General features: G+C 73.1%; 6 protein-coding genes and 2 pseudogenes. 6 read left to right on the forward strand and 2 right to left on the reverse strand.

Annotation, left to right across the window (positions count from 1 at the left end):
• Positions 1-256 precede the first annotated feature (256 nt).
• Positions 257-6,085: pseudogene (locus tag AC060L_RS21280) on the forward strand (amino acid adenylation domain-containing protein); the annotation flags it as partial.
• 69 nt (positions 6,086-6,154) lie between these two features.
• Positions 6,155-7,363, forward strand: a pseudogene (locus AC060L_RS21285) (thioesterase domain-containing protein); the annotation flags it as partial.
• Between the two features lie 65 nt (positions 7,364-7,428).
• Here the strand turns inward: AC060L_RS21285 and AC060L_RS21290 are convergent.
• Entirely contained in the window at positions 7,429-8,634 is a 1,206-nt protein-coding gene (locus AC060L_RS21290) for a cytochrome P450 (protein WP_483800424.1), read from the reverse strand.
• A gap of 29 nt (positions 8,635-8,663) precedes the next feature.
• Positions 8,664-9,887 carry a cytochrome P450 family protein gene (locus tag AC060L_RS21295; protein ID WP_483800425.1) on the reverse strand — a complete coding sequence of 408 codons (1,224 nt, stop codon included), beginning with the start codon at positions 9,885-9,887 and terminating at the stop codon, positions 8,664-8,666.
• Between the two features lie 199 nt (positions 9,888-10,086).
• Between AC060L_RS21295 and ddaH the strand changes: the two genes are divergently transcribed.
• The 4 genes from ddaH (at position 10,087) to AC060L_RS21315 (ending at position 26,520) form a co-directional block, all read left to right on the forward strand.
• Positions 10,087-10,923: a dimethylargininase gene (gene ddaH / locus AC060L_RS21300; protein ID WP_483800426.1), complete on the forward strand. Its 837-nt coding sequence runs from the start codon at positions 10,087-10,089 to the stop codon at positions 10,921-10,923.
• Between the two features lie 228 nt (positions 10,924-11,151).
• Positions 11,152-12,315, forward strand: a complete 1,164-nt coding sequence (locus tag AC060L_RS21305) for a pyridoxal phosphate-dependent aminotransferase (protein WP_483800427.1) — start codon at positions 11,152-11,154, stop codon at positions 12,313-12,315.
• A gap of 27 nt (positions 12,316-12,342) precedes the next feature.
• Complete coding sequence (locus tag AC060L_RS21310) at positions 12,343-13,506, forward strand: cytochrome P450 (RefSeq protein WP_483800428.1); 1,164 nt, start codon at positions 12,343-12,345, stop codon at positions 13,504-13,506.
• Between the two features lie 84 nt (positions 13,507-13,590).
• Positions 13,591-26,520, forward strand: a complete 12,930-nt coding sequence (locus AC060L_RS21315; protein ID WP_483800429.1) for an SDR family NAD(P)-dependent oxidoreductase — start codon at positions 13,591-13,593, stop codon at positions 26,518-26,520.
• Positions 26,521-26,569: the final 49 nt, after the last annotated feature.

Raw genomic sequence — 26,569 nt, forward strand, 5'->3', positions numbered from 1 at the left:
CCTGGAGTATGCGGTGGAGTTGTTCGATCGGGTGTCGGTGGTGGGGTTGGCGGAGCGGTTTGTGTCGGTGTTGCGGGGTGTGGTGGGGGATCCGTCGTTGCGGGTGGGTGCGGTGGATGTGTTGTTGGTGGGGGAGTTGGAGCGGTTGGTGGGTGTGGCCTCTTCGGTGGGTGGGGTGCCGGGTGGGTCGTTGGTGGAGTTGGTGGAGCGTCGGGTGGGGGTGTCGCCGGGTGCGGTGGCGGTGGTGTGTGAGGGGGTGGAGTGGTCGTTTGCGGAGGTGAATGCGCGGGCGAATCGGTTGGCGCGGGTGTTGGTGTCGCGGGGGGTGGGGCCGGAGTCGTTGGTGGGGTTGGCGTTGCCGCGGTCGGTGGATCTGGTTGTCGGGTTGTTGGGGATCTTGAAGTCGGGTGCTGGGTATGTGCCGGTTGATCCGCGGTATCCGAGTCGGCGGTTGGATCTGATTCTGTCGCAGGCGTCGGTGGCGTTGGTGGTGACGGATGCGGTGACGTCGGGTGTGGTGCCTGGGGTTGGTGTGGGGTTGTTGGTGTTGGAGGAGGTGGATCTGGTCGGGGGTGATGGGTCGGATCTGGGTGATGGGGAGCGGTTGGCGCCGTTGCGGGCGGAGAACGTGGCGTACGTGATGTACACCTCGGGTTCGACCGGCACCCCGAAGGGCGTCACCATCACGCATGCCAACCTCGTCAACGGTGTCTCCCGGCTGGCCGAGGCGGTCGGCCTGCGGCCCGGCTCGCTGATGCTCGGCGCGACCTCGATCAACTTCGACGTGTCCGTCTTCGAGATCTTCAGCGCGCTGACCTCGGGAGCCGCGGTCGAGATCGTCCGCGATCCGCTGGAGATCGCCGAGCGCGGCGGCTGGACGGGCGGTGTCCTGCAGGCCGTCCCGTCGGTGCTGGAACGCGTGCTCGACCAGGTGGCGGGCGGGTTGCAGGCGGACACCGTCGTGCTCGGCGGCGACGCGTTCCCCGCAGGCCTGTTCGCGAAGCTCAGGGCCGCGATACCGGGCGCCCGGATCATGCAGGCGTACGGGCAGACGGAGGACTTCTACGCGACGACGTACGCCGTGCCCGACGACTGGGCCGGTGCGGGCAACGTCCCGATCGGTTTGCCGTTGGGTGGGATGCGGACGTATGTGCTGGGGTCCGGTCTGGCGCCGGTTCCGGTGGGTGTGGTGGGTGAGTTGTATGTCGGTGGTGCGATCGGTCGGGGGTATCACCAGCGGCCGGGGTTGACTGCCGAGCGGTTCGTCGCGGATCCGTTCGGTGAGCCGGGCAGCCGGATGTACCGCACCGGCGACCTCGTCCGCTGGAACGCCGAGGGGGCGCTGGAGTACCTCGGCCGCAGCGACGCCCAGGTGAAGATCCGTGGTTTCCGGATCGAACCGGGCGAGGTCGAGGCCGTCATGGCCGAGCACCCGAGCGTCGCGCAGGCCGTGCTGCTGGTCCGCACGGCAGCCGGGTCGGGCGACCCGCAGCTCGTCGGCTACGTCGTGCCGGCCGGCAGTGCGGCGACGCCCGGCGGCACCGACTTCGACCTCGACGCCCAGGTGGACCTCGCGGAACTGCGGCGTTTCGTGGCTGAGCGGTTGCCGGAGTTTCTGGTGCCGTCGGTGTTCGTGGTGTTGGAGCGGCTGCCGTTGGATCTGAATGGGAAGTTGGATCGGCGGGCGTTGCCGGAGCCGGAGTTCTCGGGTGGGGTGTATCGGGGGCCGTCGTCGGCGGGTGAGGTGGTGCTGGCGGGGGTGTTCGCCGAGGTGCTGGGGCTGGATCGGGTCGGTGTGGATGATGATTTCTTCGCGGTGGGTGGGGACAGCATCCGTTCGATTCAGGTGGTGACGCGGGCGCGGGCGCGGGGTGTGGAGGTGTCGGCGCGGGATGTGTTCGAGTGTCGGACGGTCGCGGAGCTGGCGGTGCGGGCGCGTTCGGTGGGGTCGGCGGTGGTGCTGGAGGAGCTGGCCGGTGGTGGGGTCGGTCGGGTGCCGCTGCTGCCGGTCGGCGGCTGGCTCACCGACCTGCCCGGTGACACCAGCGCCTTCGCGATGACCAGCCTGGTGGAGCTCCCGATCGGGATCGACGGGGTGCAGTTGGGTGCTGTGCTGGCGGCGGTGCTGGATCGTCATGATGTGCTGCGGTCCAAGTTGGTGCCGGGTATGGCTGGTGTGGGTTGGGAGTTGGAGGTCGGTGCGCCGGGTTCGGTGGTGGTGGGGGATGTGCTGTGCCGGGTGGTGTGTGACGGGCGGTGGGAGTCGGAGGGCTGGCGTGCGCTGGCGGGGCGGGAGTTGGATGCCGCGCTGGGTGAACTGGATCCGGTTGGTGGGGTGGTGGCGCGGTTCGTCTGGTTCGACGCGGGTGTGGGGGTGGCGGGTCGGCTGTTGATCGTGCTGCATCACTTCGTGGTGGACGGGGTGTCGTGGCGGATTCTGTTGCCGGATCTCGCGCAGGCGTATGCGCAGGTGCGGGAGGGGCGGGTGCCGGTGTTGCCGGGGGTCGGCACCTCGGTGCGGCGATGGGCACACGCGCTCACCGAGGAGGCGCAGGCGGACCGCAGGGTGGCCGAACTCCCGTACTGGAGGCAGACCCTGGAAGGCGGCGGCGGACTCTTCGGGGAGCAGCGGCCGGCTCCGGTGACGGACACCATGAGCAGCGTCGAGGTCGCGCGGGTGGCCGTGCCGACCGCCGTGACGCGGGCGTTGTTGACGTCGGTGCCGGCGGTGTTCCGGGGTGGGGTGAACGACGGTCTGCTGGCGGGGTTGGCGCTCGCGGTGGCGCGGTGGCGTGATCGGGTGCGGGTGTTGGTGCGGCTGGAGGGGCACGGCCGTGAGGAGGCGGTGGTGCCGGGGGCTGATCTGTCGCGCACGGTGGGTTGGTTGACGAGTATGTTCCCGGTGCGGCTGGATGTGTCGGGTGTGGATCTGGCGGATGCGTTCGCCGGTGGCGTGGCGGCCGGTCGGGCGGTGAAGGCGGTCAAGGAGCAGTTGCTCTCGGTGCCGGACAAGGGTCTTGGCTATGGTCTGCTGCGGTATCTGAACCAGGAGACGGCGGCCGAGTTGGCCGGGTATCCGGAGCCGCAGATCGGGTTCAACTACCTGGGCCGGTTCTCCGCCGCCGACATGCCCGAGGAACTGCGCGGCCTCGGCTGGACCCAGGCCACCGAGCTGGACGGCGTCGAGGCGCGCGTGCTGACCGACATGCCGGCGCTCTCCGCGCTGGAGATCGGTGCGTACGTCACCGACACCGCCGACGGCCCGACACTGGAGGCGACGTTCAGCTACGCCCCGAGCGTGCTGGACGCGGCCGAGGTCGAGCAACTCGCCGAGCTGTGGCGGGCGGCGCTGACCGCGCTCGCCGAGCACGTGGCGCGGCCGGCGGCGGGTGGGCTGACGCCGTCGGACCTGCCGCTGGTGCGGGTCGGCCAGGCCGAGATCGAGGTCTGGGAGCAGCGTTACCCGGCGCTCTCGGATGCCTGGCTGCTCACCCCGCTGCAGGGCGGCCTGCTCTTCCACACGCTGCTGACCGGCAACGACTCCGATGTCGACGCCTATCAGATGCAGCTGGTCTTCCACCTGTCCGGCCGGGTCGAGCCGGAGCGGATGCGACGGGCGGGCCAGGCACTGCTGGACCGGCACGCGAACCTGCGCACGGCCTTCGTCTCCGGTGGCGACGGGCTGGTCCAACTCGTCGTGGACGGCGTCGAGTTGCCCTGGCGTGAGCTCGATCTGCGCGCGCTCGCCGAGGCCGAACGCGGCGCGGCGCTGGAGGAGTTCCTCGCCCGCGACCACACCGTCCACTTCGACCCCGCCACCCCGCCGCTGCTGCGCCTGGCGCTGGTGCGGCTGACCGACGAGCGCTCCGAACTCGTGCTGACCGCACACCACGTGCTCTTCGACGGCTGGTCGGGTCCGCTGCTGATGCAGGACCTGCTGCGGCTCTACGGATCGGCGGGGGAGGCGACCACGCTGCCGACGGTCGCCGGCTACCGGGACTTCCTGGCCTGGCTGGCCCGGCAGGACCGGGCGGCCGCCGCCGAGGCCTGGGCCGCGGAACTCGACGGCCTGGCGGAGCCCACGCTGCTCGCGGCGGCGATGCCCGCCTCGACCGACGCGCCCGCGCCGGAACCGGTGCGGGGGCACGTCGAGATCGCGCTGGACGGCGACGAGACCCGGGAGCTGAGTCGCCGGGCCGGTGAGTTGGGCGTCACCGTCAACACCTTGGTGCAGGGCGCCTGGGCGCTGGTGCTCGGCCAGCTGACGGGCCGTCAGGACGTCGTCTTCGGTGCCACGGTCTCCGGCCGCCCGCCCGCCGTGCCCGGTGCGGACGCGATGGTCGGCATGTTCATCAACACCCTGCCGGTCCGGGTGAGCCACACCACCGGGGAGACCGGCGGTGCACTGCTGCGGCGGCTCCAGGAACGGCAGGCGGCGCTGCTCGACCACCACCACTACGGGCTCACCGAGATCCAGCAGCACACCGGACTGCCGACACTCTTCGACACGCTCGTCGTCTTCGAGTCCTACCCGCTCGACCGGATCGGCATCGCCGAGGCGACCGACGCGGCGGGGCTCGCCTGCACCGGGATCAGGGCGTTCTCCGGCACGCACTATCCGCTGACCGTGATGGCCGTGACCGCGCCGCACCTGCAACTGGCGCTGGACTACCGGCGGGACCTGTTCCGGCATGAGGCGGTGTCGGACATCGGCGACCGGCTGCTGCGCGTCCTGCGCGCGCTGGTCGCCGACCCCGGGCGCCCGGTCGACTCGATCGACACCCTGGCGGCCTCCGAACGGGCCTGGCTGCTGGGCGATTTGACCGACACGGCCGTCGAGGTTCCGGACGCCACCGTGCCGGGCTTGTTCGAGCGGCAGGTGGCGCTGACCCCGGACGCCGTCGCGCTGGAGTGCGGAGCGGTCGCCTGGACCTACCGCGAACTCGACGACCGGGCCGAGCGGTTGGCGCAGGAGCTGATCGGCCGGGGCGCCGGGCCCGAAGCCGTGGTGGGACTCGCGCTGCCCCGGACGCCGGAGCTGGTCGCGGGCCTGCTCGGCATCCTCAAGGCCGGGGCGGCCTATCTGCCGATGGACCCCGCCTACCCCGGCCACCGGCTGCACCTGGTGCTGGAGCAGGCCCGGCCGCTGCTCGTGCTGACCGACACCGCGAGCGCGGGCACACTGCCGCTGGGCGACGTGCCCACGCTCCTGGTGGACGCGCCGGTGCCGGCGACGCAGCCACAGCCACAGCCGCAGGCTCGGCTGACTGCGCGGCCCCGGCCCCCGCTGCGCCCGCAGAACCTGGCCTACGTGATGTACACCTCGGGCTCGTCCGGCACACCCAAGGGCGTGGCCATCACGCACCGCGGCGTGACGAACGGCCTGGCCGGGCTGCGGTCCGCACTGGACGTCGCACCGGGCGCCCGGATGCTCGCGGGCACCTCGGTCAACTTCGACGTGTCGGTCTTCGAGCTCTTCACCACGCTCTGCTCGGGCGGCACCGTCGAGCTCGTCCGGGACGTCCTCGACCTCGCCGAGTTGGCCGAGCGGGACGACTGGACCGGCGGGGTGATCAGCGCCGTGCCGTCGGCCTTCGCCGAACTCGTCGAGCGGATCGCCGGTCGCGTCCACGCGGACGCCGTCGTGCTGGCCGGTGAGGCCCTGCCCGGCGGTCTGGTGCGGCGCATCCGGGAGATCATGCCGACGGCGAGGATCGTCAACGGCTATGGCCAGAGCGAGAGTTTCTACGCCAGCACGTACCGCCTCGCGGCCGGCGAGGAGTGGTCCGGCGCCGACAGCGCCCCGATCGGCGCCCCGCTCGGCAACATGCGGGCGTACGTGCTCGGCCCGGGCCTGCTCCCGGTGCCGCCGGGTGTGGTCGGCGAGCTCTACGTGGCCGGCGCGATCGGCCGCGGCTACCACGGCCGGGCCGCGCTGACCGCCGAGCGGTTCGTCGCGGACCCGTTCGGACCGGCCGGCGAGCGGATGTACCGCACCGGCGACCTGGCCCGGTGGACGGCCGACGGACAGCTCGACTACGCCGGACGCGCCGACGCACAGGTCAAGGTCCGCGGCTTCCGGGTGGAGCCGGGCGAGGTCGAGGCGGCGCTCGCCACCCACCCGGACGTCGCCCGCGCGGTCGTCCAGCCGCGCGGCGACCGGCTGATCGCGTACGTCGTCCCCGAGCGGGACGCCGCGCCGAGCGGCGCGGAGCTGCGCCGGTACGCGGCCGAACGCCTGCCGTCGTACCTGGTGCCGGCCGCCGTCGTGCCGCTGGAGCGGCTGCCGCTGATGCCGAACGGCAAGCTGGACCGGGCCGCGCTGCCGGAACCCGGATACGCCGGCGAGGCCTACCGGGCCCCGGAGACGGACGACGAGCGGCTGCTCGCCGGCCTGTTCGCCGAAGTGCTCGGGGTGGAGCGGGTGGGGGTGGACGACAGTTTCTTCGCGCTCGGCGGGCACTCCCTGCTGGCCGCCCAGCTGACCGGACGGATCGGGACGGCCTTCGGGACCGCGCTGCCGATCCGGCTGCTGTTCCAGTACCCGACCATCGCCGAGCTCGCCGGACAGCTCGGTGAGGGCGCGACCCACCAGATCGAGGACCCGTACGCACGCCTGCTGACGATCCGGTCCGGCGGGGACGGCGAGCCGCTCTGGTTCATCCAGCCCGGGTTCGGCCTGAGCTGGTCGTACCTCAACTTCGCCGCGCACATCCGCGACCGGCCGGTGTACGCGTTCCAGGCGCAGGTGTTCAGCGGCGAGGCCGCCCCCGAGACGGTCGAGGACGTGGTCGAGGACTGCATCCGGCGGATCCGCGAGATCCAGCCCGAAGGGCCGTACCACCTGCTCGGCTGGTCGTTCGGCGGCACGGCCGCGCACGCGGTCGCCGCCGAACTCGCGGCCCGCGGCCACGAAGTGGGCCTGCTCGGCCTGCTCGACTGCGCGCCCGCCGACTACTTCGCCGATGCGCAGATGCTGCCGCAGCGCGAGGTCGAACAGATCCTGGAGGGGTACATCGGCCACCTGGTCGGGGCGCAGGAGTACCAGCGAGTGCTGGAGAACTCGGCGGCCGCGCTCATCACGCACGTGACGATCCTGCAGAAGTTCACCTCGCCGCAGTACGCGGGGGACGCGGTGTTCTTCCACGCCACGCAGAGCCCGCACGACCGGTACGCCGGGGACGCCGGGCACTGGCGGCCCTACATCTCCGGCACCGTCGAGTCGTACGACATCGAGACCGGCCACCCGCAGATGTGCGACCCGGGACCGACGGCCGAGATCGCCGCGATCGTCAACCGCAAGCTCGCCCAGCGCAAGGACACCCAGCGCAAGCCGGCCGCCCGCAAGGACACCGAGCGGTAGCCGACGGCAGCCGGGAGGGGCGCGGCTCTCGCCACGCCCCTCCCGGCTGCCGCCCGGTGCGCCCGCTACCAGAGCACCGGCAGCTCGGACAGCCCGTACACGCCCTGGTCGCCCTTGAAGCGCAGCTCGTCGAGCGGCACCGCGGCCTTCAGCCCGGGCATCCGGGCGAGCAGCGAGTCGAACACGATCTGGAACTCCAGCCGGGCCAGGCTCTGGCCGAGGCACTGGTGCGGGCCGTGGCCGAACGCCAGGTGGTTGTGGACCGGCCGGTCGATGACGAACGCGCCCGGGTCCTCGAACACCGACGGGTCGTGGTTGGCCGCGAGTCCGAAGCCCACCACGCCCTCGCCGGCCCCGATCCGCCGCCCGCCGATCTCGACGTCCTCGGTCGCGACCCGGACCATCGCGAGCTCGGACACGGTGAAGTAGCGCAGCACCTCCTCCACCAGCCCCGGCGTCAGCGACGGATCGGCCCGCACCCGCTCCAGCTGCTCCGGGTGCCGCAGCAGCAGCGCGATGCCGAGCGCGATCGTGTTCGCGGACGTCTCGTGGCCGGCGATCAGCAGCAGGAACGCCAGACCCATCAGCGTCATCCGGTCGTAGTCGCCACGCTCCCGGTTCTTCGCGATCTGCCGGCTCAGCAGGTCGTCCGCGGGTTCCCGCTCCTTCTGCTCGACGAGGCCCATCAGGTACCCGGCGAGCGCGCCGAACGCCTCGTCCCGCTCGCTCTCCGAGGCCGTGATGCTGACCAGGCGGGTGCTCTGGGCCAGGAAGAACCCGTGGTCCCCGTGTGGCACGCCGAGCTGCTCGCACATCACCAGCGCGGGTACCTGCACGGCGAGTTCGGCCACCAGGTCGGCGGGCCGCGGGCCGGCCAGGATCGCGTCCAGCCGTTCGTCGACGATGCGCTGCACCTGCGGCCGCAGGTCCTTGACGCGCTTCGCCGTGTACTCGGTGATCACCCTGCGGCGGGCCTCGCCGTGCGCCGGCGCGTCGAGGTTGATCATCGTCTGGATCGGCTGCTCGGTCGGCTTCTCCAGGCTGAACAGCGGGTAGCCGGGGTGCCGGTTGTCCGAGCTGAAGCGTGGGTCGCTCAGCATCGCCCGGACGTCCTCGTAGCGGGTCAGCGCCCAGACCTGGTCGCTGTTGGGCAGCCGGACCCGGGCGACCGGCTCCTGCTCGCGCAGGCGGGCGTAGGCCTCGGGCGGGGCGAACGGGCACTGGCGGGGGAACGGGATCCGCTCCCCGGCCGGTGCGGTCTGCTCTGACATGTCGGGTGGACCTCTCTCGTGATGATCCGTCAGATCCGGACGGGCAGCCGCAGCAGGTGGTTGCCGTCGCCCGGCCAGCTGGCGTACTCCAGCTCGTCGCGGCCGACGGCAAGGCGCAGCGAGTCGCGCCGCAGGACCAGCCGGTCCAGCGAGATCTCGGCCTGCATCACGGCGAGTGCGGCGCCGAGGCAGTAGTGCGCGCCGCCGCCGAACGCCACGTGCGGTTCGCCCTGGGCCATCCGGCGGGTGATGTCCAGCCGGGCGGGCTGCTCGAACCGGCGGGGGTCGTGGTCCGCCGCGAGCAGCGCGTACGTGACGGCCTCGCCGCGCCGCACCGGGACGCCGGCGAACTCCAGGTCCTCGGTCGCGTACGCGGTGGCGCCGATCGTCACCGGCGTGGTGTAGCGCAGGAGTTCCTGGATCGCGTTGTCCAGCAGCGCCGGTTCGGCCTGCAACTTGGCGAGCTGGTCCGGGTGGTCGAGCAGCGTGAGCAGCGCCGAGCAGAGGAACAGCACCGGTGGCGTGTTCCCCGTGTTGATCAGGAGGAAGACCATGGCGATCATCTCGGCCTCGGTCGTGTGGTCCGGGTCGGCGATCATCCCGGAGATCAGGTCGCCGTTCGGCTCCTTGCGGCGCCGCGCGATCAGCTCCTTCGTGTAGCCGACGACCCCCTCCAGGCCGGCGACGATGTCCTGCGGACTGCTGCCGGAGACGTACTGGCGGATCCAGTCGCACATCCGGTCCTGGTCCGCCTGCTCGACGCCGAGCAGGTCACAGACCGCCCGGTTCGCCAGCCGGTACCCGAAGTCGACCATCAGGTCGAACGGTTCGCCCCCGGCGAGCTCCTCGATCAGCTGGTCGGCGAGCTGCTCGATGCGCGGGCGCAGCGCGTTGATCCGGCGCATCGAGAACGCCCGGACCACCTTGCCGCGCAGCCGGGCGTGTTCGGGGCCGTCGAGCACCACCAGGCTGGTCAGGTACTCGGTGTACTCGAGCGGCAGGCCGTAGGCGGCCAGCATCTCCACGCCGAGGTTGGGGATGTCACTGCCGGGCAGCTTGCGGTGGTCCCGGACGAAACGGGGGTCGTGCGTCAGGGCCTTGACGTCCTCGTAGCGGGTGGCCAGCCAGACCGGCGTCTCGGTGCCGGGCAAGGTGACCCGCACCAGCGGACCCTGCTCGCGCAGTTCGGTGTAACCGTCGACGGGGTCGCTGACCTGTTCCGGGGTCAGCTCGATCGAAGAAGGGCGGAACATGGTTGTCCTTTCTGCTTCGCAAAGGGATTCTGGATGCACGCCGGAGACAATTCCCGGATAAGCCAGGCGAATTGCACAGTCGCGCACCCTACGATGCGGTGTGCTGATGTTCTTCCGGCACGACGTGTCCCGTCAACGGGACGTGGCCCGCCCGGAAATCTCCGCCCCGGCCACAATCCGACGAACCCGAGGAGCAAACGTGTCAGACGGAAAGACGGCGGTGACCGGCGAGCGCGCGGTCACCCGGCGGCACTATCTGATGTGCCAGCCGACACACTTCGACGTGACCTACTCGATCAATCCGTGGATGGAGCCCGACAAGCCGAGTTCGGCAGAGGTCGGCCTGGCCCAGTGGAAGCTGCTGCACGACGCGTTCGTCGCGCTCGGGCACGAGGTGGACCTGATCGAGCCGGTCCCCGGCCTGCCCGACATGGTGTTCGCCGCGAACGGTGCGACCGTGGTCGGCGGCAAGGTGCTGGTCGCCAGGTTCCGGCACCAGGAGCGGGTCGGTGAGGCGGAGCCGTACCTGGACTGGTTCCGGTCCCGGGGCTGGAGCGAGGTGCGGCAGGCCGAGTACATCAACGAGGGCGAGGGCGACTTCCTCTGCGCGGGGGACGCGATCCTGGCCGGCACCGGGTTCCGCAGCGACCGGCGCTCCCATGACGAGGCGCGGGAGTTCTTCGGCCGCGAGGTCGTCTCGCTCACGCTGGTCGACCCGCGCTTCTACCACCTGGACACGGCACTCGCGGTGCTCGGCCCGGGGGAGGTCATGTACTACCCGGAGGCGTTCTCCGCGGAGAGCCGGGGGGTGCTCGCCGAGCGGTTCCCCGACGCGATCCGCGCCGAGCGGGAGGACGCGGAGGTCTTCGGCCTCAACGCGCTCTCGGACGGCCGGCACGTGCTGCTGCCGGGTCAGGCCGTGCGGCTCGCCGCCCGGCTGCGCGAGCGCGGCTACGAGCCGATCGGCGTGGACATCACCGAACTCCTCAAGGCCGGCGGCAGCGTGAAATGCTGCACGCTGGAGCTGCGCGACTGACGCCCGCGGCGCGGCGTCCTGTCGGCGGGACGACCGCGGGACGACCGCGGGACGATTGCGGGGCGGCCGGGGGACGGCTGGGGCCGTTCCGGCGGTACGTTCGAATCCGGCCGGAGAACGGCCTTCGCAAGGAATTCACCGGCGCCCCGGGCCCATTCACGAATGGGTCGCCGTTTCCCGGAAACCGACCGGGAAACGCGAAATGCCCACCGATCAGGAGGAGGGAACATGGCGCATTCCACGACCGGCCGGCCCCATATCTCGTCAAGGGCCGCGGTGCTGGCCGGCAACAGCCTCGGCGAACTCTTCCTGCTCGCCCGGGAACGCGGCGCGATCGATCTGGCGGTCGGCACCCCGGGATTTCCCGAACCGGCCGCCGAGATCATCGAGGCCGCCGCCGACGCGATGCGGGCCGGCCGCAACCAGTACGACCACCCGTCCGGCGACCTGCTGCTGCGCGAGCGGATCGCCGCGACGCTGACCACCCCGGCCGACCCGGGGTCCGAACTGACCGTCACCGTCGGCGCGACCGAGGCGCTCTGCGTCGCGCTGCTCGCCAGCTGCGACCCGGGCGACGAGGTGGTGCTCCTCGACCCCGGCTACGAGCAGTTCAAGGCGGCCGTCGCGCTGGCCGGCGCGGTGCCGCGGTTCGTGCCGCTGCACCCGCCGACCTGGCGCTACGACCCCGCCGACCTGGCGGCGGCGTTCGGCCCGCGGACCCGGGCGGTGCTGCTGAACTCGCCCGCGAACCCGACCGGGCGCGTCCTCGACCGCGCGGAGCTCGACGAGATCGCCGAGCTCTGCGAACGCTGGGACGTCACCGTCATCTGCGACGAGGTCTACGCCGCCTTCGTCTTCGACGACCGGCCCCGGCTCTCGGTCGCCGACGTGCCCGGCCTCGCCGAGCGGAGCATCGTCGTCGGCTCCCTCTCCAAGAGCCACGCGATCAGCGGCTGGCGCCTCGGCTTCCTGCGCGCCGACCCGGCCCGCACCGAGGTGCTGCGGCGCGTGCACGAGGTGACCACGAACGGCGCCGCCACCCCGCTCCAGGTAGCCGTCGGGCTGGCCGCGCTCGCGGTGGACCCGGTCGCCGCCGGCGTGGGGATGGCCCGGCGCCGGGACCTGGCGCAGCAGATCTTCGCCCGGCAGGGCATGAAGTTCGCCCCGACGGAGGGAGGTTGCTTCCTCTTCGCGGACGTCGGCCCGCTCACCGGCGGAGCCCGAGACGGCCGGCGGTTCGTCCTCGACCTGCTGGACGAGGCCGGCGTCCTGCTGGTGCCCGGCGCCTCGTTCTTCGCCGACCCCGCCCGCGGCGGGCAGTACGTGCGCATCGCGTTCAACCGGCCGACCGAGCTGCTGCACGAGGTCGAGCGCCGGCTCCTGGGTGGCTGACACCGACGAACTGGAGGGAGAACCCGCATGAGGCAGTACCCGGCCTACCCGTTGGGGCCGCTTCCGGAGTTCCTGCACGACGGCACCGAGGACGTGGCCCGCATCGTCACTCCCGCCGGCGACAAGATGTGGCTGGTGCGCGACTACGCGCTGGGGCGCACGGTGCTGACCGACCCGAGGTTCAGCCGGGCCGGGGCCGTCCGGCCCGAGGCCCCGAAGTTCAACGACGCCCAGCCGGCGCCGGATTCGATGATGAGCATGGACGGCGACCGGCACACCCGGCTGCGCCGCATCGTCAGCGGCGCGTTCTCCACCGGCCGGATCGCCGCGATGGTCCCGTTCGTGGAGGAGCTGGCCGACCGGCACCTCGATGCGATCGCCGCGCACGGCCCCGGTGCCGACCTGGTCGGTCAACTCGCCGACCCGCTACCGCTGGCCGTGCTCTGTGAGGTGCTCGGCATCCCGGCACAGGACGGCGACCGGTTCCGCGGCTGGGTCGAGGTGCTCTTCGACATCTCGGCGAGCGATCTGCGGGAGAAGGCCCGCCGGCGCCTCGAACTCGCCGACTACATCAGCGATCTGGTGGACCGCAAGCGCCGGGAGCCACAGGACGACCTGCTCAGCGCGCTGATCCGGGTGCACGACCAGGGCGACCTCACCATGAACGAGCTGCTCACGCTCGGGCTCACGCTGCTGATGGCCGGCTACGAGACGACGGTCGGGCAGCTGGGGCTCGCGGCGCTGTCGCTGCTGACCGACCGCGGCGTGCAGGAGGAACTCGTCGCGCGGCCCGAGCGGATCGCGCCCGTCGTGGAGGAACTGCTCCGGATCAACCCCGCCACGCCCCTCGCGTTCCCCCGGGTCGCGCTGCAGCCGGTGCGACTCGGCGACGTCACGGTCCAGGCGGGGGAGGCCGTGATGGTCGCCCTGCTGCACGGCAACCGGGACGCGAAGGTGTTCGCCGAGCCGGCCTCGCTCGCCCTGGTCGGCCATGACTCCGCGCACCTGACCTTCGGCCACGGCGTGCACCGCTGCCTCGGCGCGCCGCTCGCCCGGATCCAGGTGCGGATCGTGCTGGAACGGCTGCTGCGGCGGTTCCCGACGCTGCGGTTCGCCGCCGTGGAGACGCCGGTGACCTGGAAGGACGGCCTGGCGACCCGCGGCCTGTCCCGCCTGCTCGTCGACTGGTAGCCCCGGGCGGTCCCGATCTCCCGGCCCCGCCACGCCCTGCCCGCGCCCCTTGCGCCCCGCGCCCAGACCTGAAGCGAGAGACACGTGTCTGAAGACCGCACACGCACCGACGCCGGGACCGTGCCGCACGGGTCGGGCAGTCCCGTCCTCCGCAGCGCCACGGTCCCGGTGCCGCTCGCCGGGGCGGACCGGGCCGCGCTGAGCGAGCGCGCGGCGCGGCTGCTCGCGCACGTCACGGCGCACCGGCCCGCGCTGCCCGACCTGGGCCTGGGCCTCGCATCACTCGGCCCGGGCATCGACGGGCCGGGCAGCGGCGGGCCGTACCGGGCCGTGCTGATGGCCGAGGACCACGCGCAGCTCACCGCCGAACTCGCCGCACTCGCGGCCGGCGCCCGCAGCGCGACCCGGGTCGATGGCCGTGCCGAGCCGCGCGCCCGCACCGTGTTCGTCTTCCCCGGTCAGGGCTCGCAGTGGACGGGCATGGCCGCCGGGCTGCTCGACAGCTCCGAGGTGTTCCGGGACGCCATCGACGCCTGCGCCCGTGCGCTCGCCCCGCACATCGACTGGTCGCTGCACGACGTGCTGCGCGGCGTGCCCGGCAGTGCCTCGCTCGACCGGGACGACGTCGTGCAGCCCGCGCTGTTCGCGGTGATGGTCGCGCTGGCCGAGCTGTGGGCCGCGTTCGGCGTGCGCCCCTCGGCCGTCATCGGGCACAGCAACGGTGAGCTCGCCGCCGCGGTCGTGGCCGGCGGACTGTCGCTGGCGGACGGCGCACGGGTCGTCTCGCTGTGGAGCAGGGCCCAGGCGCGCCTGGCGGGTCAGGGCGGCATGCTCGCCGTCTCGGCGCCGCTGGCAGTGCTGGAGCCGAAGCTCGCGGCCCTGGGTGACCGGGTGGTCGTCGCCGCGATCAACGGACCGGCCTCGGTCGTGCTCTCCGGTGACCCGGAGGCCATCGAGGGGCTGTGGGCGGAGCTCACCGACGCGGGCATCACCGCACGGCGGATCCCCGTCAGCGTGGCCGCCCACTCCCCGCAGATGGAGGTGCTGCGCACGGAGGTGCTCGACGGGCTCGCGGCGCTGCGGCCGCGCAGCTCCACCGTGCCGTTCCACTCCACCGTGACCGGTGGCCTCCTCGACACCGCAGGCCTGGACGCCGGCTACTGGTACGCGAACCTGCGCGGCACGGTCCGGCTCGAGCAGGTCACCCGCGGGCTCGCGGACCACGACGCGTTCGTCGAGATCAGCCCGCACCCGGTGCTGACGATGGCGCTGCAACAGACGCTGGACGAGGTGGACTCGGCCGCCGTCGTCGCGGAGTCGCTGCGCCGCGGCCAGGACGGTGCCCAGCGCCTCCTCGGCTCGCTGGCCCGGCTGCACACCAACGGCGTCGCCGTGGACTGGCGGCCGGCCTTCGGCCCGGACGCCGTACCGGCCGAGCTGCCGGAGGAGGTGCTGCGCCTGACCCCGGCGTCGCCCCCGGCTCCCGCGACCGGGAGCGACCATGCCGGGACCGAGCCTGGCGCGCCCGCCGGTGCCGCCCGCTCCGGCCGGCAGGCCGAGGAGCGGGCGGAGGCCGTCGGCCGCCTGCTGGAGCTGATCCTCGCCGAGACGGCCCTCGTGCTCGGGTCCGACGCGGCCGTCCTCGTCGATGCGGTCGGAGCGTTTCGCGACCTCGGCCTCGACTCGGCGATGGCGGTCGAACTGCGCAATCGGCTGGTCGCCGCGACCGGCCTGCGGCTCCCGATGACGCTGCTGTTCGACCTGCCCACCCCGCAGCGGCTCGCCGAGCACCTCGCCGACCGGCTGGCCGGGGCCGACACCGACACCGACACCGGGGCCGGCACCACCGTCACGGCCGCCGCGTCGCCCGCCCGCCGCCGCGCCGACGCCGATGACCCGGTGGTGATCGTCTCGATGGCCTGCCGCTTCCCCGGCGGGGTGACCACGCCCGAGGAGCTGTGGCAGCTCGTCCTGGAGGAGCGGGACGCCATCGGCGAGTTCCCCGAGAACCGCGGCTGGCCGCTGGACACGCTCTTCGACGCCGACCCGGGCCGGGCCGGCCACTGCTACACCCGCCACGGCGGTTTCCTGTACGACGCGGACCGGTTCGACGCCGAGTTCTTCGGCATCAGCCCGCGAGAGGCGCTCGGCATGGACCCGCAGCAGCGGCTCGTCCTGGAGGCCGTCTGGGAGGCCGTCGAACGGGCCGGGATCCCCTCGGCCGCACTGCAGGGCAGCAACACCGGCGTCTACTTCGGCGCGATCGGGCAGGACTACGGCCCCCGGCTGCACGAGGTGGACGACACCGCGGGCGGCTACCTGCTGACCGGCACCTTCACCAGCGTGCTCTCCGGTCGCGTCGCCTACACCAACGGCCTGGCCGGCCCCGCTGTCACGGTGGACACCGCCTGCTCCTCCTCGCTGGTTGCGTTGCACCTGGCCGCGCAGGCGCTGCGCGCCGGCGAGTGCGACCTGGCATTGGCCGGTGGCGTGACGGTGATGTCGAGCCCTGGCCTGTTCGTGGAGTTCAGTCGTCAGCGTGGTCTGGCGCCGGATGGGCGGTGCAAGGCGTTTTCGGAGTCGGCGGATGGCACGGCGTGGAGTGAGGGTGTGGGGGTGTTGCTGTTGGAGCGGCTCTCTGATGCTCGGCGTCTTGGGCATGAGGTTTTGGCGGTGGTTCGTGGTTCGGCGGTCAATCAGGACGGTGCGAGCAACGGCCTGGCGGCGCCGAGTGGTCCGGCGCAGGAGGGTGTGATTCGTGCTGCGCTTTCCAGTGCGGGGTTGGGTGTGGGGGAGGTGGATGTGGTCGAGGCGCATGGGACGGGTACGCGGTTGGGGGATCCGATCGAGGCGCAGGCGTTGTTGGCCACGTATGGTCAGCGGGGTGATGGTGAACGGCCTTTGTTTGTGGGGTCGTTGAAGTCGAATATCGGTCATGCGCAGGCTGCGGCCGGTGTGGGTGGGGTCATCAAGTCGGTTCTGGCGATGCGTCATGGTGTGTTGCCGCGGACTTTGCATGTGGTTGCGCCGACCTCGCATGTCGATTGGGGCAGCGGTGCGGTGTCGTTGCTGACCGAGGCGCGGCCGTGGCCGCGGACCGGTCGGCCGCGCCGTGCGGGTGTCTCCTCCTTCGGCATCAGCGGCACGAACGCCCACGTGATCCTGGAGCAACCGGCCGACTCCACCGACTCCGTCGTCCCCGACGCGCCGCTCACCCCGGCCTCGGCGGTGCCCGGCCCGTGGCTGCTGTCCGCCCGCAGTACGGACGCGCTGCGCGAGCAGGCCGCCAGGCTGCACGCGCATGTCTCGGCCCGTCCGGAACAGCAACTCGCCGATGTCGGCCTGACCCTGGCCACCGCGCCCGCCCGCTTCGCGCACCGCGCCGCAGTTGTCGCCGAGGATCGCGAGGGCTTCCTGCGCGGCCTCGCCGCACTCGCGGCGGCCGAGCCGTCGGCGGACGTCGTGACCGGCCAGGCCCCTCGGACCCCCGGCCGCACGGCCTTCCTGTTCTCTGGTCAGGGGAGTCAGCGGGTGGGTGCGGGGCGGGAGTTGTATGGGCGGTTCGGGGTGTTCGCGGGTGCGTTGGATGAGGTGTGTGCGGGGCTGGATCCGGTGGTGGGTCGGTCGGTGCGGGGGTTGCTTTTTGCGGGGGAGGGGTCGGTAGAGGCGGGTTTGCTGGATGAGACGCGGTATACGCAGCCGGTGTTGTTCGCGTTGGAGGTTGCGTTGTTCCGGTTGTTGGAGAGTTTCGGGGTGGTGCCGGATTTCTTGTTGGGTCATTCGGTGGGTGAGTTGGTGGCGGCGCATGTGGGTGGGGTGTTGGGGCTGGCGGATGCGTGTGTGTTGGTGGGGGCGCGTGGGCGGTTGATGCAGGCGGCGCCGGTGGGTGGGTTGATGGTGGCGTTGGAGGGTGGTGAGGAGGAGGTTCGTGGGGTGGTGGCGGATCTGGGTGGTCGGGGTGCCGGGGTTTCGGTGGCGTCGGTCAATGGTCCGTCTTCGGTGGTGGTTTCGGGTGATGCCGGTGTGGTGGCCGGTTTGGAGGGGGAGTGGCGGCGGCGGGGTCGGCGGGTGTCGCGGTTGCGGGTGAGTCATGCGTTTCATTCGCCGCATATGGATGGGGTGTTGGAGGAGTTTCGGGAGGTTGCGGCTGGGCTTGGGTTTGGTGCGCCGCGGATTCCGGTGGTCTCGAATGTGACGGGTTGGTTGGCGACGGCGGAGGAGCTGTCCGATCCGGATTACTGGGTACGGCAGTTGCGCGGCACCGTCCGGTTCCAGGACGGGCTGCACACGCTGCGCGAAGAACGCGTGGGCAACTACCTCGAACTCGGCCCGGACCCCGTCCTCGCAGGGATGGCCCGGGCCTGCCTGGGGGATTCGGGCCGGCAGATCGCGGCCGTCCTGCGCCGTGACCGGCCCGAGGCGCACACGCTCATCAGTGCGATCGCCCAACTTGCCCTGAACGGCCAGGAGCTGGACACCGAGAAGGTGTTCCCCGGCGCCCGGCGGACGGTGCTGCCCGGCTACCCGTTCCAGCGTCGCCGCTACTGGCTCGACACACCCACGCCCGCCGGTGATGCCGCCGGCCTGGGCCTCGCACCAGCCGGTCACCCGCTGCTCGGCGGCATGACCGGTCTTGCCGACGGCGACGGGCTGCTGCTGGCCGGTCGGCTCTCGTCGCGCACCAGCCCGTGGCTCGCACAGCACGTGATCGCCGGCGCGACGCTGCTGCCCGGCGCCGCGCTGGTCGAGCTGGCGGTCGCCGCCGGGGATCGGGCCGGCTGCGGTGGGCTGCGCGAACTGGTGCTGGAGGAAGCGCTGTTGCTGCCCGAGGGTGGCGTCCGCGTGCAGCTCACGGTGGGCTCCGCCGAGGCGGACGGCAGCCGGACGATCGCGCTGTACTCCTGCCGCGAGGAGGAGGCCGGCCACGGCGAGGGGACCTGGACCCGGCACGCCGCCGGCGTCCTCGCACCGGCCGCCCAGCCCGAACCGGCCGCGCAGCCCGTACCGCCCGTGCCGGGAGATCTGACCGCCTGGCCGCCGCCGGACGCCCGGCCGCTCCCGCTCGACGGCGGCTACGAACGGCTCGCCGAGCGCGGCTACGCGTACGGTCCGGCCTTCCACGGGCTGGTCGCCGCCTGGCGGTCGGGCACCGACCTGTACGGCGAGGTGGAACTGCCCGAGCCACTGCACCCGGAGGCCGCCGAGTACGGCATCCACCCAGCGCTGCTCGACTCGGCGCTGCACACACTGCTGCTCGCCGAACCGGCCGAACCCGCCGAACCGGGCACGCTGAACCTGCCGTTCGCCTACACCGGTGTGACGCTGCATGCCGCCGGCGCCACCCGGCTCCGGGTCCGGCTGTCCCGGGATCCGCAACGCGACGGCCTCCTGCTGACGGCGACCGACCCGACCGGGCAACCGGTGCTGACCATCGACTCGGTGACGCTGCGTCCGGTACCCGCCGATCGGATCACCGGGTGGACCGGATCCGCCGAGCTGCCGCACCGCATCGCCTGGCAGCCCGTGCCGGCCGTCACCGTGGCGGCTGCCACCGGTCCGGCAGTGGCCGGGCAGTGGGCGGGCCGGCGGTGGGCCGCTCTCGGCGCGGCCGTCCCGGGCCTGACCACGGCCACCTTCGCCGACCTCGGTACGCTCGGCGCGGCCCTCGACGCGGGCGAAGCGGCGCCCGAGGTAATCGTTCTGTCGCACTCGGCGGATCACGGCGGCGATCCGGCGGCGGTCCGCGGCGCCGTCCGTGAGGCGCTCGGCGTGATCCGGCACGGCCTCGCTGATGAGCGCCTCCAGTCCACCCGCTACCTGCTGTTGACCCGGCAGGCGGTCGCCGTGACCCCGGGCGAGGACGTCCACGACCTGCCCGCGGCGGCGGTGCGCGGGCTGCTGCGTACCGCGTCGAGCGAGCACCCGGGCGGCTTCGCGCTGCTCGACGCCGACCGCACCGACGACCTCGACCGGCTGCGCGCGGCCGCCGCCACCGCGGTCGCCGAGGGGCTCGAACTCGCGCTGCGCGACGCCGAGATGCTCACCCCCCGGCTGGTTCGCGGCCACACCGCGCCGGGCCGCCCGGTCGCGCTCGACCCGGAGGGGACCGTCCTGATCACCGGCGGGACCGGCGGTCTCGGCCGGCAGCTCGCCCGCCATCTGGTCGCCGAGTACGGCGTGCGGCGGCTGCTGCTGACCGGCCGACGCGGACCGGATGCCCCGGGGGCCGCCGAACTCGTGGCCGAACTGGCCGAGTCGGGCGCCGAAGCCACCGTCGTCGCGTGCGACGCCGCGGACCGTGCGCGGCTCGCCGAGGTGCTCGGCGCCGTCCCCGCCGCGCACCCGCTGACCGCGGTGGTACACGCCGCCGGTGTCCTCGCCGACGCGACGCTGGAGAACCTGCGCGCCGACGAGGCCGACCTGGTGCTCGCCGCGAAGGCGGACGGTGCTCGGCATCTGCACGACCTCACCGCCGGGCTGCCGCTCGCCGCCTTCGTGCTGTTCTCCTCCGTCGCCGGACTGCTCGGCACCCCCGGCCAGGGCGCGTACGCCGCCGCCAACACCTACCTCGACGCGCTCGCCCAGCACCGCCGGGCCAACGGACTGCCCGGCACCTCGCTGGCCTGGGGTCTGTGGGACGGCGCCGCCGGCGGCATGGCCGCCCGGCTGGGCGAGCCGGACGTCGCCCGCTGGAGCCGGATCGGAGTGCGGCCGCTCTCCGTCGAACGCGGCCTGCGGCTGCTCGACGCGGCACTGGCCACGGACGAACCGCTGCTGGTGCCGATCGCGCTGGACCCGACCGCGCTGGGAGATCCCGACGGCGCCGCGTTCGTCCGGCCGCCCGCCCTGCTGGCCGCCCTCGCTCCTCGCAGCCGCCCTCGCGCCACCGCCATCGCCGCCACGGCGGGCGGTGTCTCCTGGGCGCAGCGGACGGCGCTGCTGCCCACGGCCGAACGCCGCCGAGTGGTGGCCGACCTGGTCCGCGGCACGGTAGCCGCGGTGCTCGCGCTGCCGGGCGCCGGGAGCGTCGATACGGCGGCGGCGTTCCGTGACCTCGGCCTGGACTCCCTGTCGGGTCTGGAACTGCGCGCCCGACTCGGTACGGCGACGGGCGTCCCGCTGTCGGCCACCGTCGTCTTCGACCACCCGAGCCCGTCGGCCCTCGTCGAGCACCTGCTGGCCCGGCTCGGCCCGGCGCCTACCGGACCCGCCGCCGGAGAGGCAGGCGACCCCGCAGGCGGCCTTGCCGACGGCCCCGCCGCCGAGCGCGTCGCACCGCTCGCCGTCCGCCCCGAGCAGGACGACCCTGTCGTGATCGTCGGGATGGCCTGCCGCTACCCGGGTGACGTCCGCACGCCCGACGAGCTGTGGCGCCTGGTCGCCGACGGCGTGGACGCGATCGGACCGTTCCCCGAGAACCGTGGCTGGGACGTCGATGCCCTCTACGACCCCGACCCCGACCGTCCGGGCAAGTCGTACACCCGGCACAGCGGTTTCCTGTACGACGCGGACCGGTTCGACGCCGAGTTCTTCGGCATCAGCCCCCGCGAGGCACTCGGCACGGACCCGCAGCAGCGGCTGCTGCTGGAGACGAGCTGGGAGGCCGTGGAGAGCGCGGGCATCGCCCCGACCGCGCTGCACGGCAGCCGAACCGGCGTCTTCTGCGGCGTGATGTACAGCGACTACACCAGCCGGCTGCACAGCACGCCGGACAGCGTCGAGGCGTACCGGTTCATCGGCAACTCGCCGAGCGTCGTCTCAGGCCGGGTGTCCTACACGCTCGGGCTGAAGGGCCCGGCCGTCACGGTGGACACCGCGTGCTCCTCCTCGCTGGTCGCGTTGCACCTGGCCGCGCAGGCGCTGCGTGCCGGCGAGTGCGAGCTCGCGTTGGCGGGCGGCGTCACCGTGATGGCCGCGCCGAGCACGTTCGTGGAGTTCAGTCGTCAGCGTGGTCTGGCGCCGGATGGGCGGTGCAAGGCGTTTTCGGAGTCGGCGGATGGCACGGCGTGGAGCGAGGGTGTGGGGGTGTTGCTGTTGGAGCGGCTCTCTGATGCTCGGCGTCTTGGGCATGAGGTTTTGGCGGTGGTTCGTGGTTCGGCGGTCAATCAGGACGGTGCGAGCAACGGCTTGACGGCGCCGAGTGGTCCGGCGCAGGAGGGTGTGATTCGTGCTGCGCTTTCCAGTGCGGGGTTGGGTGTAGGGGAGGTGGATGTGGTCGAGGCGCATGGGACGGGTACGCGGTTGGGGGATCCGATCGAGGCGCAGGCGTTGTTGGCCACGTATGGTCAGCGGGGTGATGGTGAACGGCCTTTGTTTGTGGGGTCGTTGAAGTCGAATATCGGTCATGCGCAGGCTGCGGCCGGTGTGGGTGGGGTCATCAAGTCGGTTCTGGCGATGCGTCATGGTGTGTTGCCGCGGACCTTGCATGTGGTTGCGCCGACCTCGCATGTCGATTGGGGCAGTGGCGCGGTGTCGTTGCTGACCGAGGCCCGGCCGTGGCCGCGGACCGGTCGGCCGCGCCGCGCGGGTGTCTCCTCGTTCGGCGTCAGTGGCACGAACGCGCATGTCATCGTGGAGGAAGCCCCCGCGACCGGCACGGTCGAGGCGGCCACCGAACCCCGGGAGCCGGTCGTGCCGGGCCTGCTGCCCTGGGTGGTCTCCGCCCGCGGCGACCGGGCGCTGCGTGCCCAGGCCGACGGCCTGCTGCCGTTCGTCACCCGGTCGGTCCACGCGCAGTCGGCTGTCGCCGAGCCGGCCGTCGCTCAGTTGGGCGTCGCCGAGCCGGCCGTCGCCGAGTCGGGCGGCGAACTCGGCGACCGGAGCGCCGCATGGGGCACGGCGCAGCTCGATATCGGTCACTCGCTGGCCGTGTCCCGCGCCGCGCTCGCCGACCGCGCCGTCGTGCTCGCCGCCGACCACGCCGAACTCCTCGCCGGCCTGACCGCGCTGGGCCGCGGCGAACCGGCCCCCAACGTGCTGACCGGGCGGGACGAGGGGCGGTCCAGGATCGCCTTCCTGTTCTCTGGTCAGGGGAGTCAGCGGGTGGGTGCGGGGCGGGAGTTGTATGGGCGGTTCGGGGTGTTCGCGGGTGCGTTGGATGAGGTGTGTGCGGGGCTGGATCCGGTGGTGGGTCGGTCGGTGCGGGGGTTGCTTTTTGCGGGGGAGGGGTCGGTAGAGGCGGGTTTGTTGGATGAGACGCGGTATACGCAGCCGGTGTTGTTCGCGTTGGAGGTTGCGTTGTTCCGGTTGTTGGAGAGTTTCGGGGTGGTGCCGGATTTCCTGTTGGGTCATTCGGTGGGTGAGTTGGTGGCGGCGCATGTGGCTGGGGTGTTGGGGCTGGCGGATGCGTGTGTGTTGGTGGGGGCGCGTGGGCGGTTGATGCAGGCGGCGCCGGTGGGTGGGTTGATGGTGGCGTTGGAGGGGGGTGAGGAGGAGGTTCGTGGGGTGGTGGCGGATCTGGGTGGTCGGGGTGCCGGGGTTTCGGTGGCGTCGGTCAATGGTCCGTCTTCGGTGGTGGTTTCGGGTGATGCCGGTGTGGTGGCCGGTCTGGAGGGGGAGTGGCGGCGGCGGGGTCGGCGGGCGTCGCGGTTGCGGGTGAGTCATGCGTTTCATTCGCCGCATATGGATGGGGTGTTGGAGGAGTTCCGGGAGGTTGCGGCTGGGCTTGGGTATGGTGCGCCGCGGATTCCGTTGGTCTCGAATGTGACGGGCCGGCTGGCGACGGCGGAGGAGCTGTCCGATCCGGACTACTGGGTGCGGCAGTTGCGCGGCACCGTCCGATTCTATGAGGGAGTGCGCCTGCTCGTCGTGGACGGTGTCACGACCTGTCTGGAGCTCGGCCCGGACCCCGTCCTCACCGCGATGGTCCGCGCGAGCGGGACGGACGAGGACGGCGGCCGGCCGATGACCGCCACGCCGCTGCTGCGCAGTGGCCACGACGAGGCCCGCACGCTGACGACCGCGCTCGCCGAGGCCTACGTCGGTGGCGCGCAGGTGGATTGGCGCGGTTGCTTCCCCGGTGCCCGCACGGTGCCGCTGCCGACCTACCCGTTCCAGCGTGAACGGTTCTGGCTGAGCGAACCGGCCGGCACCGCCACGGCGCCGCCCACCGGCGGCGAGCTGCCCGGCCACGCCGTGCTGGACGACGGAGTCGAACTGGCCGACAGCGGAGTCGTGCTGTTCACCGGTCGGCTGGACCCGGGCACCCGGCCCTGGCTCGCGGAACACGTGATCGCCGGCGCCACCACGCTGCCCGGCGCGGCCGTCGCCGCGCTCGCGCTGCACGCGGTGGGCCGCACCGGTGGCGGGCAGGTGGCCGAACTGACGCTGGAGCAACCGCTGTTGCTCGCCGAGCCGGTCGCGATCCAGCTCACCGTCGGTGCCGCGGCCGGCGACGGCAGCCGCGCCCTGACGCTGCACGCGCGGCCGGCCGACGCACCGGCGGCCCAGTGGACCCGGCATGCCACGGGCGTGCTGGTCACCGGCGTCGCGGTCACCGACGTCCCGGTCACCGGCGTCGCGGCCGTCGGCGCCACGACCGGCGCCGGTGAACCGGCCGGTCTGACCGCCTGGCCGCCGCCGGATGCCTCGCCCGTTCCGCTGGACGGCCGCTACGAACGGCTCGCCGAGCGCGGCTACGCGTACGGTCCGGCCTTCCGGGGGCTGCGCGCGCTCTGGCACCAGGGTGCGGACCTGTACGCGGAGGTCAGCCCGCCTGCCGGCGCCGACGGTTTCCCGCTGCACCCGGCCGCCCTGGACGCCGCGCTGCACGCGCTGCTCGGCGCCACGGGGGACGACGCCCGGCTGCTCGTGCCCTTCGCCTGGAGCGGCCTGACCCTGTACCGGCCGGCCGGGGACGGCCCGCTGCGGGTGCGGCTGCGCCGAACCGAGGGCGATGCCTACGCGCTCCTGGTCGCCGACGCGGCCGGAGCACCCGTCCTCGCCGTCGATGCGCTCGCCCTGCGCGAGCTCACCGGCCCCGCGACCGGCCCCGCGACCGGGCCGGCCATCGGCGCGGCGCTGTACGCGCTCGGGTGGGCGCGGCAGGATCCTGACGCGGCACTGCCGACCGGCCCGTGGGCCGTGCTCGGCTCCGACAGCGCTGAGGGCCCCGGCGGCCCCGGCGGCGCGGAGGTGCGCGAGGCGCTGCGCGCCGCCGGGGCCAGGGTCGGCGGGTATCCGGACCTCGACGCGCTGCTCCACGCGCTCGACGCCGGTGCGCCGGCACCCGCCCTCGTCGTCGCGCTCGTGCCCGGTGCCGCCGAGCCGTCGGTCACCGCGGCCGCCAGGGCGGACACCCGCGCCGTGCACGCCGCTCTCGACCTGACCCGGCGCTGGCTCGCCGACGAGCGGCTCGCCGCCTCGCGGCTGGCCCTGCTCACCCGGGACGCGGTCGCGGCCGCCGACAGCGACCGCCCCGACCCGGCCCGCGCCGCGGTCTGGGGCCTGGTCCGCTCGGCGCAGACCGAGCACCCGGGACGCTTCACCCTCATCGACACCGATGGCCACCGCACCTCCCACCGGGCCCTCGCCGCGGCACTGGCCTCGGGCGAGCCCCAGGCGGCGGTGCGCTGCGGCAGCGTGTGGGTGCCCCGGCTGCGGTCGCACACCGGCGTGGCGGCGCGGCAGCCCGAACTCCGCACGGCCGCAACCGCTATCACGGCCCCAGACACGATCACGATCGCAGGCACGGCCACGCCCGAAGGCATGGCCGCCCCCGCAGTCACCCGCTTCGACGAGCAGAGCCACGTCCTGATCACCGGTGGCCTGGGCACCCTCGGCCGGCTGCTCGCCCGGCACCTGGTGGACCGCTACGGCGTGCGGCACCTGACGCTCACCGGCCGCCGCGGCCCGCGCACGCCGGGCGCCGCCGAGCTCGTGGCCGAGCTCCAGGCCCGCGGGGCCCGGGTGATGGTCACCGCCTGCGACGTGGCCGACCGCACCGCGCTGGCCGCCGTCCTCGCCGGTCTGCCCGCCGACCGGCCGCTGACCGGCGTGCTGCACGCGGCCGGCGTGCTCGACGACACCGTCGTCGAGCGGCTCACGCCCGAGCGGCTGGACCGGGTGCTGGCGCCCAAGGCGGATGCGGCCGTCCACCTGCACGAGCTGACGCAGGGTCAGGAACTGTCCGCGTTCGTGCTGTTCTCCTCCCTCTCGGGCATGCTCGGCACGGCCGGGCAGGGCAGCTATGCGGCGGCCAACAGCCAGCTCGACGCACTGGCCCAGGCCCGCCGCGCCGCGGGACTGCCCGCACTGTCGCTGGCCTGGGGTCTCTGGGCGGGCGAGGGGGAGATGACCGCCGGCCTCGGCGAGCGGGACCTGCGCCGGCTGGCCCGGGCCGGGATCGGTGCGCTCACCGCGGAGGAGGGCCTCGCGCTCTTCGACGCCGCGATCGCCGACGGCGCACCGGTCCTGGCGCCCGCCCGCTTCCACCTGCCCGGTGGCTCCGGCCCTGACAGCCCGGACCCGGGCAGCCTCGACCCCGCCACGCTCCCGCCTGTGCTGCGGGCGCTCGTCCCGGCCGCCGGTGTGCGCGCGCAGGCCGCACGGCCGGCCGCCGACCCGGCCGCCGACCCGGCCGCCGAGCTGCGCGAGCGGCTGGACCGGGCGCCGCGCAAGGAGCGGCGGCACATCCTGCTCGAAACCGTGCGCGCCGAGATCGCCGCCGTCCTCGGGCATCTGACGCAGGAGCGGGTGCCGGCCGACCGCCGCTTCCAGGACATGGGCTTCGACTCGCTGACCGCCCTCGAACTGCGCAACCGGCTCAGCACGGTGACCGGCGTCAGGTTGCCCCCCACCCTCGTCTTCGACCACCCGAGCCCCGGCGCGCTGGCGGAGCGGCTCGGTGCCGACCTCGTGCCCCGCACCACCCCGCAGGAACCACGGGAAGCGCAGAAGCCCCAAGAGCCCCAGGAACCGCGGGACGGGACCGGTGACGGCAGCGCCGTGGACTCGATGACCGCCGACGAACTGGTCCGCCTGGCCCTGGGCGCGGCCCGCCCCGATCAGCCCTAGCGAGTTACGGAGAGAGACGATGACGGCCACATCCCCCGAGCAAGTCGTC

This window comes from Kitasatospora sp. NEAU-69 (assembly GCF_057158765.1).